At 63.9% G+C, this 12,272-nt stretch carries 10 protein-coding genes; 1 reads left to right on the plus strand and 9 read right to left on the minus strand.

Annotated elements, in window-relative coordinates:
• Window positions 1-220 precede the first annotated feature (220 nt).
• A complete protein-coding gene (locus AC5FRZ_RS07805; protein ID WP_493564307.1) occupies window positions 221-2,320 on the plus strand; it encodes a DUF7289 family protein in 2,100 nt (699 codons plus the stop codon).
• 195 nt (window positions 2,321-2,515) lie between these two features.
• Here AC5FRZ_RS07805 and AC5FRZ_RS07810 read toward each other — a convergent pair whose 3' ends face one another.
• The 9 genes from AC5FRZ_RS07810 to AC5FRZ_RS07850 all read right to left on the minus strand — a co-directional run bounded on the left by AC5FRZ_RS07810 (window position 2,516) and on the right by AC5FRZ_RS07850 (window position 12,212).
• Window positions 2,516-3,253 carry a DUF7289 family protein gene (locus AC5FRZ_RS07810; RefSeq protein WP_170094136.1) on the minus strand — a complete coding sequence of 246 codons (738 nt, stop codon included), beginning with the start codon at window positions 3,251-3,253 and terminating at the stop codon, window positions 2,516-2,518.
• Window positions 3,246-3,674 carry a DUF7266 family protein gene (locus AC5FRZ_RS07815; RefSeq protein ID WP_493564308.1) on the minus strand — a complete coding sequence of 143 codons (429 nt, stop codon included), beginning with the start codon at window positions 3,672-3,674 and terminating at the stop codon, window positions 3,246-3,248. The genes AC5FRZ_RS07810 and AC5FRZ_RS07815 overlap by 8 nt, the downstream gene beginning before the upstream one ends.
• Window positions 3,671-4,528, minus strand: a complete 858-nt coding sequence (locus AC5FRZ_RS07820) for a DUF7261 family protein (RefSeq protein ID WP_170094138.1) — start codon at window positions 4,526-4,528, stop codon at window positions 3,671-3,673. Before AC5FRZ_RS07820 ends, AC5FRZ_RS07815 begins: the two co-directional genes overlap by 4 nt.
• Window positions 4,516-5,148 carry a DUF7288 family protein gene (locus AC5FRZ_RS07825; RefSeq protein WP_493564309.1) on the minus strand — a complete coding sequence of 211 codons (633 nt, stop codon included), beginning with the start codon at window positions 5,146-5,148 and terminating at the stop codon, window positions 4,516-4,518. Before AC5FRZ_RS07825 ends, AC5FRZ_RS07820 begins: the two co-directional genes overlap by 13 nt.
• A gap of 1 nt (window position 5,149) precedes the next feature.
• On the minus strand, window positions 5,150-5,695 hold the full coding sequence (locus tag AC5FRZ_RS07830) for a DUF7287 family protein (RefSeq protein WP_493564310.1): 546 nt from the start codon (window positions 5,693-5,695) through the stop codon (window positions 5,150-5,152).
• Between the two features lie 233 nt (window positions 5,696-5,928).
• Window positions 5,929-7,968, minus strand: a complete 2,040-nt coding sequence (locus AC5FRZ_RS07835) for a type II secretion system F family protein (protein WP_170094141.1) — start codon at window positions 7,966-7,968, stop codon at window positions 5,929-5,931.
• On the minus strand, window positions 7,965-10,460 hold the full coding sequence (locus tag AC5FRZ_RS07840; RefSeq protein ID WP_493564311.1) for a type II/IV secretion system ATPase subunit: 2,496 nt from the start codon (window positions 10,458-10,460) through the stop codon (window positions 7,965-7,967). The genes AC5FRZ_RS07835 and AC5FRZ_RS07840 overlap by 4 nt, the downstream gene beginning before the upstream one ends.
• Window positions 10,461-10,569: 109 nt before the next feature.
• Entirely contained in the window at window positions 10,570-11,721 is a 1,152-nt protein-coding gene (locus AC5FRZ_RS07845) for a pyridoxal phosphate-dependent aminotransferase (RefSeq protein WP_372479075.1), read from the minus strand.
• Window positions 11,718-12,212, minus strand: a complete 495-nt coding sequence (locus AC5FRZ_RS07850) for an Lrp/AsnC family transcriptional regulator (protein ID WP_372479074.1) — start codon at window positions 12,210-12,212, stop codon at window positions 11,718-11,720. The genes AC5FRZ_RS07845 and AC5FRZ_RS07850 overlap by 4 nt, the downstream gene beginning before the upstream one ends.
• Window positions 12,213-12,272 lie beyond the last annotated feature (60 nt).

Below are 12,272 nucleotides of genomic sequence, written 5' to 3' on the forward strand. Positions count from 1 at the left end.
AGCCTTCGCTCGGTCCCGTCGATTCTACGGTTCCGGCGTCGTGAGCACGTTCGTGACGCAGGCGTCTCGTCGTTCTCCATAGACCTACAGCCGGCGCTGTGAGAAACCTCTTCAGCACTACCACTTTCGATCGGCGGAGCAGATTGGTCCTGTCGCTGGGACGTTTATTTCCGAGGAAAAGATTCTTTATATGGCTGACCGTACTATAGCCACTGTATCTATGGGGGACGCCGATGTGGAGAGGGGACAGTCGAGCGTACTGGGCATCGTGTTACTGTTTGCGATCGTCATCACGGTCTCGATGTCGGTCGTCGTCGTCGGCAGCGGTGCGTTGGCGGACGCCCGTTCGTCGGTCGTCGACCAGAGCGCCGTCACGTCGATGGGAGAGTTGCAGTCCGCGACGGCGTCGGTCGAGCCCGGCGGCGGATCACGGCAGGTCTCTTTTGCGGATTCCGACGCCGGTGTCGGGGCGGCCGTCGGCGACGGCGGCGTCACGACAGTGGACGAATCGTCGGGGACGATCACCGTTTCCGTGACCGACGCCGATTCGGGCGCGACCGAGACCATCACCAGGAATGTCGGCGCGGTCACGTACGAGGGCGACTCCGAACGGCTGGTCTACCAGGCCGGCGGCGTGTTCCGCGTCGGCCCGGACGGTGAGTCCGGGACCGTCGTCTCGCCGCCGAACGTCCAGTACCAGTATCGCAACGGCGCGCCGACGCTACGCCTCTCGATCACGGAACTGGCCGTCGACGGGCCGAACACGCGAGGGTCGTTCGACGACGGCGTCGAACTTCGCCAGGCGGAGCCGTCGACCCGTCGGTTCCCGACCGGCGGATTCGAGAACCCGCTGGAGCACGGTGATTCGATCGAGATCACCGTCGAGAGCGTCGCATACCCAGTGTGGGCGGACTTCTTCGAGCAGCGGACGGGCGGCACGGTCACCACCGGTGACTTCGACGGCGACGGACAGCAGGCCGCCCGCGTCACGCTGGAGGGCCCGCCTGACGTGTCGCCGACGGCGCCGGGGGCACTCGTCACGACGAACATTCCACAGCTGTCGGTCTCGAACCACGCGCTGATCGACAGCTACGACTCCTCGACGACGCCGGTGTCGCCCGGCGGCGGGACGAACGCTCCGGTGTACGTCGACGGGAGCTACGATCCGAACAACCACGTACGGATCGACGGCGACCTCGTGGTCGCAGAGCACGCGACCTTCGACAGCAACGACAATGCACCGCCACGTGCCCACATCGAGGGCAAGACGATTACCGGAGGAACGCCGGGATCGGGGAGCAAGACCAAAGTGAACGGAAACACCCAGTTCAAGGGTCTGTTTTCGACGACCGACGATCTCTTCGTCGAAGGCAAGAACCACAATCCCGGGAAACGGGCACGCTTCGAGGACGACGTGTACGTGGGCGGTGGCGTGACCAACTTTCGAGACGTGCGTGTCGAGGGAGACATGTACGTCCAGGGAGACATCGAACTGGGTGATGACAGCCACATCACCGGGGACCTAGTCGCTGGCGGGGAGATAACAGAAGCTGGCGGAGCGGATGTTACAGTCGAGGGGGCGCGAGATGAGAACGCGAATCCGCCATCGCCGCGGAGTCCGAACCTGCCGACGCTGGGCTCGGTCGCTGGCGAGATCACTGCCACGAAAGACAGCGTCGACGACGGGGACAACGACAATCCCGGAGACGGGACGATCGACGAAATCGAGAGCTACAACAACTGCGACCCGTGTACGCTCACGGGCTCTGCGGGTGGCAACGAGTACTACATCCCCGATGGGATCAACCTGTACGACAGCGAAACGCTCATCTTCGACACGTCTTCGGGACCGATCACCGTGTACGCTGGACCAAATGCTGGCGGAACCAGTCTGTACCTGAACGACGGCAGCATCGAGGTCCACGGCGACAACCCCGTTCGGATCTACAACGGTGGCGGTTTCGAGATGACGGGTGATACGGAAGTCGTGACGAAAGATGCGACGGGGACTACGGAGACGTACCGAAGTCAAAACTTCCAGGTCTTCGTCAAGCCCAGCGAGACAGTCAACTTCAACGGGCAACCGTCGTTCACCGGTGTCGTCCACGGTCCCGGCGGCACGGACATCACGCTGACGAATCACGCCGAGATCTACGGGGCTATCATCGGCGAAGCGACCGATGTTAGCCGACACGCCACCATCCACTTCGACGAGGCGCTGCTCGACTCGCCGTCGCGGGCACCCGGTGGCAACGGTGACGACGGCCGCGTGGCCTACCTGACGGTCGAAACCCGCGAAGTGACGGTCGAAGACGACTAACCTGGCGCTGTCGCTTCGTGGCGCGATCCACGATTCGTGACGAAACTGCGAGACTGATCGCCAGTCGTATGCCGAGTTCCTGCCAGCGCGTCTCGCTTCAGATCGATCCCGGGTTCATACTGCCGGCTGTACCTTCGTGACGATCTTCGCCACCCCGGGGTGGCGAAATCGTTCACAGATGTACAGCCGGTAGTATCACGCCTCGAACTCGTAGTTGACGCGGAACTCGCGGACGACGATCGTCGCGTCGGCGTTCGAGGGCGTGTACGTACACGTTGTTGTATCTGGTGTGGGTCGGCTACAGGTGGCTCCAGCCTCCGAGAGTGTCCGCTCCCAGACCGTAGCACGACCCTCGGTCGTCTCGATGCTGAGTGTGACCGGTGCCGCGCTCGTGCCGAAATACGCCTGTTCGCTGGCGATACGCTCGAACGTCGTGGTGACCGTTCCGCCGCTGACCTGGCGCTGGGCCGCGGGTTCGGTCGTGACGATGGGGAGGATGACGGCGTCGTCGTCGAAGACGAACGTCGGTTCGTCGACGAGCACCGCACCGCCGTCGTCGCTGGTCCGGACGAGCCCTCCGGCCTCGTAGGCCACTGTCGTCCCGTCGAACCGGTACTGGATCGGTCTGAAGTCAGTCTGTAGCTCCGGCGAGCCGGCGACGCTGACGGTCACACGCGTCTGTTCACCGTATCCGATCGTTCCTCGTCCGGCCCGCAACTGGCCTTGCTGGACGGTGGTGTTGGACTCGCGCAACGTCTCGATCCTGTCACCCAGCGTCTGCATCGAGTGCTGGCCGCTCTGCTGGACCGTTCGATCGCTGGCGTCGCCGATCGCGTCGATGCCGAAGGTGAACGTCGCCGTGATCGACAGGAGGACGACCGAGAACAGCAACACGTAGCCGAGCACGTTGCTGACTGCCCGCGTATCAGTCATCGACGACCTCCAGTCGGGTCCCGGTGTATCGAACCGCGATATCGCCGCCCTTGGTCGTCGTCTGGGCGACCGGTGTGTCGCTATCGAGGGCGACACTGACGGGTCGTTCGACCAGCGGCGACGTGACGACGACTTCGCTCGCGGTGACCTCGATCGCGTAGCCTCGCTGGACGAGAGCGGGCGGCAGGTCCCGTTCGAGACGGAGCGTCGTCGTCGCCGCCGTCCGATGGAGCCGGTCGGCACTCTCGATGGTCCCCGCGACCTGGTGGCCGACACTCTCCATCTGTGACTGTGCGGTGGCCGTCTTCTGGCGCTCGACCGTGTCGGACGCGGCGACGATCAGGCCACTCATCAGCGCCGTGGCGATCGCGAGCGTCAACACGAACTCGACGGCCGACGTGACGGCGCGGTGTTCGCTCATAGTTCCTCCGGTGCGATGCTGACGGTGCCCTCGTAATCGATTCTACTGGTTCGGTGGGTCACAGAGAGGTCGACGGCGTAGAGCTGTGTCGCCGTGTTCGGTCCCGTCGCGCTGCCGTCGGCAGTCAGACGGTAACTGCCAGTGACCTGATCGCCGTTCTCGATCCGCACGTCGTAGGGGGCCTGAATGGCGTGGTCGAACGCGAGTGCGGGACAGGCCTCGCCGTCGACCGTCGCGTTTCCGAGATCGACCGTGAACGTCGACTCGCTGGCGGTACACGTCGTCGTTCCGCTCGGCCTGTCGACACTGACCGTGCCTCCCGCGTCGATTTCGACGGCGTAGGTGTCCCCGTCGTCGAAGACGACCGTCGTCGCCCCGCTGCCCCCGTCGACGGTCACGGTCGCGTTCCGGACGCGGGTGTTACTGGCGACCGTCCAGTCTTCTTCTCGCGTCCCGTCGCCGTCCGTGTCGTAGTCGAGGGTCCCGCTCGACTGGGTGACGGTCGTTCCGGTTTCGATTCCGTCGAACTCGACGGTGACGGCGCTGTCGCTGTGGGCGTAGTAGCGTCGGTACTGTTCGCCGAGCGTCGTCACGTTGTCCTGGACGTAGCGCTCCTGCTCGCCCACGTCGTTGGGATGGGCGCTCGTGGCTCGCTGGACGAGCCAGGTTCCGTCGCTCCGGAGTTCGGTGAGCAGCGTCCGCGTCTGGTCGGCGCTCACGTCACTGGCGGCGTCTCGCGTCGCCGTCTCCGCGTGGAGCCCGCTGGTGAGAAGCAAGGAGAGCGCCACGACGATCACGGCGATGACGACCGCTCCGATGAGCAGGATCTGTCCCCGCTCGTCTACGTCTGCCACGCGACCACCTCCACGTAGACGACGGTGTACAGGTCGTCGTCGCTCGCGTCGCCGTCGGTCGGCGGTGCGTACAGCCGCCCCGGCTCGTCGGACAGTCGCGTCCCGCTCTGGGTCCCGTCGGCAGCGGTGAACTGGTGGTCGTTCGCCAGCGGCACGCTCGCACGTGCCCGCGTCGCGCCTGCGCTGGGCTGGCCCTGATAGACCATCTGCTGGGTCTTCGTGGTGCCACTCTCGTACCGCAAGACGACGTTGTACTGGTACGTATCGCCCAGCCCCTCCGCTAGCGCCGCCCCGAACGCGTTGGTCGGGAGGTCGTCGCTGTACTCGGACCCCGTCGAGAGAGGACAGGTCGAGAGATCCGCACTGCCCGTGTAGTACTCCTGGTCGCTGGGCGTACAGTAAAAGCCCTCGTCCGTCCAGTACAGCACTGCGCTCCGGAGCGTTCGATCGTCGATGGCCGAGAGCGTGCTCCTGGTGAGCCCGTCCTCGCCCTCGACAGCCGCCTGTCCGCTGGGGGTTCCGGACATCGCCGTGGTCGCCTGGAGCGCGAAGAACACGCTCACGACGATCACGAGCGCGGCGAAGATCCCTTCCAGCGTGTACACCTGTCCCCTGGTCATCTTACCACACGTGTACCGTGATCGTCAGTCGTTGGTCGCCGACAGCGACGGTCCGCCTGGCGACGCCGGCGGTGTCTGCGTTCTTGTACTGTGGTCCTGCCGCCAGCCACGAACAGCCCGACGACTGGTCTTCGAAGGCTTCGTCAGTGCCGTCCCAGCACTGCTGATTCCCGCCCTGTCTGACAGAGACGTTCGTCGTGCCCTCGATCGGGACTCGGTCCTGGAGTGTTCCGCCGCCGAAGCCACAGCCAGCCGTCGGCGTCGGCCCGCCGACCAGCGCCACGAGACAGTAGGCGTTCGCCTGGCTGGTGGTCTCTCCGTGGCCGAGTGCGTCGCCGGTCACCCAGCCCGCGACGCGCTGTGACTCCAGTTCGTGTGTCGCCTGTTCGCCCGCCGTCGTCGTACTGAACACGCCCGGTGCGATCGTGAGCGTGAACACGACCGCGAGGACGAAGACGCTGACCCCGACCAGGAAGTCGAAGCTAATCTGGCCTCTCTCGGTGGCTCTTCGCGCTCCCCGTCGAGTGCTGTCGTGTCTGGAATCCAACGTACCCACTCCCACCCCGGTCTCTGTCGGCCCCCCGCTGGGGTAGACGGATCGGATCAGTTGTAAGTCGACGTAGCACATTATCAGTTTTACCCTTGTCACACACCGTGAAACGAGCCCACTATAGTAACAATTGAAACGATTTACACACCGATCGCACTTCCGTCGTGCGATCGGGCGTGCATTGATTTTCAATGGCTACTATAGCGTCCGGCTCGTCGAACCGTGGTTCCTCATCCCACTGCGATCCAGGTGATCAGTGCGATCGTCGGCAGGATCACCGCGAACTTCACTCCCGAGATGATGTTCACGTCCCGGATGTACCCCGCGATGAACGACGAGAGGAGCGCCTGCAGCGTGACGGCGTGGAAGAACAGCAGCGAGAGCAGGTCCGTGTCGACGTTGCCCCCGAAGCTCTGCCCGGTCGCACCACTGCCGCCCGCACTGGCCGCGCTCTCGGACAGTCCCGCCATCACGTCGAGGAACTGCGTCTTCAGCAGTGCCATCACGCCCAGCAGCGTCAGGTACGTCATGAGGATGATGACGACCTGCATCCGGGTCCGGGCGATCCGCTCGCGGTCGATGTCGTCCTGATTCTCCGAGGCCTGTGCGGCCGTCGAGAGCACGTTCTGGATCTGGCTGGACGCTTCCTGTGCCTCGCTGATGAGCTTGACCGTCCGGGCGAGTCGCGGGACGTGGTACTTGTTGTTGAACTCTCTGAGGGCGTCTTTGAGGCTGGTACCGTAGTTGACCTTCGCGTGCATGATCTCGAACTCCTCCGAGAGCTTGCCTCCCGATGTCGTCGAGACTACCTGCACGGACTCCAGCAGCGTCATCCCCGTGTCGTTCGCGCTGGCGAGTTTCCGGAGGTTCTCCGAGAGGCTGCCGATGATCGTCTTGCGCGAGCGGACGTTCCACTCGTAGAAGATCGCCAGCGGGAGCAGATTGATGTACAGTGGCACGTACACCCAGAAGAACGTCCCGAGCACTGGTCGAGCGATCATCCCGTCGAGACTCATCGGCGCGAGATCGAACACGACGACGAGGAGCAACGCGACGATCGTCACGGGGACCGTCACGCCCAGCACGAACAGCGGGTGATCACGGAAGAACAGATCCGGGCGCTTGAGCACCTGCATGAATTCGTAGGTCCCTTCGCGGCTCTTGATGCGGTCGAAGATCGTGTACTGGCCGGTGTAGTTCTCGACCAGTCCGAGGTTCAGAAAGCCCAGTCCGTCGTCGACGACGAAGTCGTCGTCCTTGCCGTCGGGCCGCAAGTAGCCGTCGCCGACCTCGTCTCGGGTCACCGTCGAGACGAGCACGAGGAAGCCGGCACCGGTCAGCGGGATCAGCCCGTAGACCGTGCCATAGAGGAGCCGATTCTGCGCGTTGCCCATCATCGACATGATGACGAGGATGATGATGAGCAAGAGCGGAAACAGCGACAGGGTCATGTACATCTCCCCGAACAGCTCGAGGGTGTCCAGCATCTTCTGCTGTTCCTGCTTGGCGGTCCGCATGTGCTTGTCCTTCTGGTCTTCGAGGAAGGAGGTCATGTCCCCGCCGGAGTTGATGATCGAGAGCATGTCGGTCAGGAACTGCGAGAGCTCGTCCGAGGGCGTCTCGAGTGCCTGATTGCGGATCGCGGTCCGGTAGTCAGTGTCGAAGTACTCCGTCTCCAGCACGATCGACTGGAACTCCTTTGCACACTCTCCGTAGGTGTCGTCGGCCTTCGCCATCGCCTGGAGGATCTCCAGTTGGTTGAGCCCCCCGACCGACAGCGCGTACATGAACGAGATCGAGTCCGACAGCAGGACGTTGACCTCTCGCTCGCGTGCGTTGGCCCGGAAGTACGGGATCGAGACCAGCGATCCGAAGCCGATACCGAAACCGATGACACCGAACACCAGCCCGGTGATCAGGATCAGCGCCGGGATCTTGATCACGTCGAGCACGGCCGAGACTCCCTCTGGCACCGGGATTCCGATGAACGTCGGTGCCTCGGCTCCCGTCCCGCCCAGCAGGAAGGTGACGCCGAGGTAGCCGATCAGCGTGCCCACGAGCCACAGCGCCAGTCCCGAGATGACGCCGATCGCCAGCGCGCGTGCGAGGAACATCTCGACGTTGTCGGCCATTCGGGCCTGTGCGAGCTTCTTCTCGACGTTCCTGACGAAGTCGCCGTCCTCGTTGAACAGCCACTGGAAGAGGGGGTAGAACGTGTCCCCGAGCGCCCCACCCGAGAGCTGTTGCTGGCCGCGCGTGTCGAGGCTCATTCGCCTTCGGCCTCCGCGCCGGCTTTGGGTACGAACTGTCCGAAGTCCACCTCCTCGTCGTCCGTCTGTTCGCTGTCCTCGTCGCCGCTCATCAGCGCCGAGACGATGTCCGGCGTCTCACGCTCCTGGAACTTCTCGAACAGCGGACCGGCGTTGTCGAGGATGTCGGCGGTCTCGTCGAGCATCTCCGGTGGTGCCTCGGGTCTGGGGACCATCTCCTCTTTGGCTTCGTCGATGTCGATCTTGACCGACTCCATCTCTCGGAGGTCCTCCAGCGAACTCTCCAGGTCGTCGTTGGCGATCAGCGTGAGGATCGTTCCGGGATCGTTGATGAACGCCTGGATCGTCGCCGCCACCTGCGTGTACGTGTTGAGCCCGTTCTCGATGAGGTGGGCCAGCACGACCTTGCGCTTGAACAGCTCCTCGTCGAGTTTCTCCTGGGTCCACCCGCGGTCGAACTTGATCTCTTCGAGGGTGTTGGAGTTGCCCATCTGGATGTACTCGTCGGTCTCGGCGCGCCACTCGTAGACGTCTCGAACGTTGATCTCGTCGTTCTCGGCGGAGTACTCGTTGATCTCGGTCAGAGTCTTGTTTCGGCGGACCTTGTTGCCGTCGACGCGGGTCTGGGTCTGGATCGAAACGAGGTCCAGCGCGGTAAACAGCGTCTTCGAGACGTTGATCGGATCGGTGGTGAACCGCTTGATGACCTCGCCGACGGAGTCGGCGTGGAAGGTGGTGTAGGTTGTGTGGCCCGTCGACATGACCTGAAAGAGGACACGCCCTTCCTCGCCGCGGATCTCGCCCATGACGATGTAGTCCGGGCGCTGGCGGAGCGCGGCCTCCAGCAGATCGAACTCGTCGACGTCGCCCTTGTCGTCGTCGCCGAAAGAGGGTCGGGTGACGCTGGCGACCCAGTTGCGCTGGGGCAGTTCGACCTCGCGGGTGTCCTCGATGGAGACGATCTTCGAGTTCGACGGGATAAAGAGTGAGACGGCGTTCAGGCTGGTCGTCTTCCCCGACGCGGTCCCGCCAGCGAAGATGAGGCTCTTGTTGTTCTCGATACAGAGCCAGAGAAACGCCATCTCGTCGAGCGAGAAGGTGTTCCAGTTGATGAGGTCGATCGGCGTGAAGGGAACGTCCTTGAACTGCCGGATGGTGTAGTTCGTCCCGTGATCCGAGACTTCTCGCCCGAGCGTCAGCTGCGCGCGAGAGCCGTCCGGCAGCGTCGCGTCGACCTGGGGCTGGCGCTTCGAGATGCCCTTGCCCGAGCGCTGGGCGAGCTTGACGACGAAGTCGTCGAGGCTCTCGCGACCGTGCTCGACGTTCGAGATGATCTGTTCGTAGTCGGTGTGATAGACGAACACGCGCGAGTCGTAGCCGTCACAGGAGATGTCCTCGACGTTGATGTCGTGTTTCACCGGGTCGATCTTCTGGTAGCCGATGAAGTCCCGCTTGAGGACGTACAGCAGCTTCTCGACCTGGTACTCGGAGAGCTGCTCGGGATCGTCTTCGAGGACGGCCGGCTCGGGTCGGGCACTGATGCCGTCGAGCTGGCCGGTCCCGACCGCCTGGTCCTCGACCTCCATGCCCAGGAACTCTTTGAACTGATCGAGCACGCCGAGTTCGGCGCTGCCCACGGGGCCGCTGTACAGATCGTAGCGATTCAGCAGCTGCTCGGCCTCTCGCTGGATCACGTCGGCCCGGTCGGCCTCCGATCCCTGGACGATCACGTCGTCCTCTGAGTACTTGATTGCGGTCTTCAGCTTGTTCGAGAGGAACCCCTTGAGGTCGTCCTCGATCTCGTTGTGGTAGGGCTCGATGACGTAGTACTTCTTCTCGTTTTCCTTCCGAGAGTGGAAGATGATCACGCAGGCGTAGGGCTTGTTGACCCAGTAGCGCTCGATCTCCGTGAAGTGCGTCTTCTTCTTCAGCGGGACCGCCTTCTCCAGATCGTAGCGGTTGACGACGGTCGTGTGCCCCTCCTGTGTCGAGAAGAAGGCGTCTTCGTCCAGTTCCGGATTGACGTCGACGGTCCGCTGCTCGACGAGGTTGTCCAGCAGATCGGCGGCCCCGCTGGCTTCGGACAGCTGGTGCTCGACTTCCTCGGGCTCGAAGCCGAGATGCTCGGCGGGGTCGAACGGGATCTTCTCGCCGTCGCCGTCCGTGGGCGGCGTACTGTCTTCCTCGTAGTAGTACTCTTGCTTGAAGTGTTCCCACGTGTAGACCCCTTTCGTGACCGGCGTCGCCTCCGGATCGACGTAGGCGTCGAAGGGCTGTTTCAGCGTCTTGGCGTTGCTCGCGGCATCTGTCAGTACCGATTCGATGTCGTTCGGGTCGAAGCCCAAGTACTGACTTCGATCGAACCGACCCCCGCTGTGGTGGTCTCGGCGAAGATCTTCCCAGGTGTACTCACCGACGACGGCCGGCGGATCCTCGGTCACCTCCCCCCGAGTGACTTCGGATCCGCTCCCCCCCGTGTCATCAATTGCCATTGTGTTTCCTCTGCCCCTACCGGTGAAAAAGCTTTACGGCATCGATGGTGGTCGCTGATACTCGGCCCGCCGTCGCCACCGCGATGCCAGCGGCTCGATCGCGGGAGCGCTACTGGTCGGCGAGGAACGACTCGATTCGGTCCATCGCCGTCTTCAGGTCTGACATCCCGGTCGCGTACGACACGCGGAGGTGACCGTCCCCGCCCACGCCGAAGGCAGAGCCCGGCACGACGGCGACCTGTTCGGCTTCGAGCAACGCCTCGGCGAACGCGTCGGCGTCGTCCCAGGGACACTCCGGGAACGCGTAGAACGCGCCCTTGGCCGTAAAGCAGTCCAGTCCCATCTCGTCGAACCGCGAGAGGACGAACTGTCGGCGGCGGTCGTACTGCTCGCGCATCTCCCGGAGTTCGTTCTCGCAGTTGTCCAGCGCCTCGATCGCCGCGTACTGTGGCGTCGTCGGGGCCGACAGCATCGTGTACTGGTGGACCCGGTTCATCGCCGCGATCGCCTCGGGCGGGGCCAGCGCGTATCCGAGGCGCAGGCCGGTCATCGCGTACGCCTTCGAGAAGCCGTTGAACACGACCGTCCGCTCGCGCATCCCCGGGAGGGTGGCGATCGACGTGTGGTCGTGCTCGTAGGACAGCTCCGAGTAGATCTCGTCGGCGAACACGAGCAGGTCGTGTTCCCGAGCGAACTCGGCGACCGGGCGCAGTTCCTCTGCCGTCATCGTCGCTCCGGTAGGGTTGTTCGGATAGCAGAAGATCAGCGCATCGGCCTCGGCCGCGCCGCTGTCTTCCAGGACCTCGCGGGTGAGCTTGAAGTCGTCCTCGACGCGCGTGGGCACGTCGATCACGTCGGCACCGGCGAAGGTGACCCCTGGTTTGTAGGAGACGTAGCAGGGCTGGGCCACGGCGACCTGATCGCCGGGGTTCAGCAGTGCGCGAAAGGCCAGGTCGACGCCCTCGCTGGCCCCGGTCGTCACGAGGATCTCCTCGTCGGGGTCGTAGTCGAGGTCGTACCGCTCGGCCACGTCGTCGGCGATTCGCTCGCGCAGCTCTCGCTTGCCGCGGTTGGCGGTGTAGGAGGTCTTGCCCTGTTCGAGCGAGGCGATCGCGGCCTCGCGGGCGCTCCACGGCGTCGAGAAGTCCGGCTCGCCGACGCCGAGCGAGATGATGTCGTCCATCTCTTCGGCCAGCTCGAAGAACCGCCGGATTCCGGAGGGCGGCACTTGATCGACGCGGTCGGCTGGCTCGAACGTCATGGCGAGATCGAGAGCCGATCGTCGTCGTTGCCGTCGCCGAACTCGATGCCCTGTTCCTTGTACGACTCCATGATGTAGTGTGTCACGGTCTGGGTGATCTCGGGGATCGGCGCGATCTTGTCGCTGACGAAGTGTGACACCTCGCTCATCGAGTCGCCTTCCACCTCCATGTCGAAGTCGTAGTCCCCGCTGATCAGCCGTAGCGACTTCACCTGCGGGAACTTGGCGATCCGCTCGGCGATGTCGATGTAGCTGGTCTCGCGGTCCAGTGTGACGTTCAGTTCGACGGTGGCACGCACGGGCTCGTCGCCCTCCTCGACGGCCTCCCAGTCGACGACCGCCGTGTACCCCTTGACGACGCCCTCGGATTCGAGTTCGTCGACGATACGCTCGACCTCCGGCTCGGTCAGGCCGGTCTGGCGGGCGATGTCCGCGTTCGACTGGCGGGCGTTCTCGCGCAGGACCGCCAGCACGTCCTTCCGATTGCTCATACGTATACCCGCGCTGGGGTCGACTAAAGCGTTGCTACACCGTGGTGGGTCGACACACAC

The sequence above is a fragment of the Halomicrobium sp. HArcht1-1 genome (assembly GCF_058933285.1).

Excerpts from the sequence above, each read along its gene's own strand:
- AC5FRZ_RS07805 (WP_493564307.1), top strand. The coding sequence starts at position 221 with ATGGGGGACGCCGATGTGGAGAGGGGACAGTCGAGCGTACTGGGCATC.
- AC5FRZ_RS07810 (WP_170094136.1), bottom strand. The coding sequence starts at position 3,253 with ATGACTGATACGCGGGCAGTCAGCAACGTGCTCGGCTACGTGTTGCTG.
- AC5FRZ_RS07815 (WP_493564308.1), bottom strand. The coding sequence starts at position 3,674 with ATGAGCGAACACCGCGCCGTCACGTCGGCCGTCGAGTTCGTGTTGACG.
- AC5FRZ_RS07825 (WP_493564309.1), bottom strand. The coding sequence starts at position 5,148 with ATGACCAGGGGACAGGTGTACACGCTGGAAGGGATCTTCGCCGCGCTC.
- AC5FRZ_RS07835 (WP_170094141.1), bottom strand. The coding sequence starts at position 7,968 with ATGAGCCTCGACACGCGCGGCCAGCAACAGCTCTCGGGTGGGGCGCTC.
- AC5FRZ_RS07840 (WP_493564311.1), bottom strand. The coding sequence starts at position 10,460 with ATGGCAATTGATGACACGGGGGGGAGCGGATCCGAAGTCACTCGGGGG.
- AC5FRZ_RS07845 (WP_372479075.1), bottom strand. The coding sequence starts at position 11,721 with ATGACGTTCGAGCCAGCCGACCGCGTCGATCAAGTGCCGCCCTCCGGA.
- AC5FRZ_RS07850 (WP_372479074.1), bottom strand. The coding sequence starts at position 12,212 with ATGAGCAATCGGAAGGACGTGCTGGCGGTCCTGCGCGAGAACGCCCGC.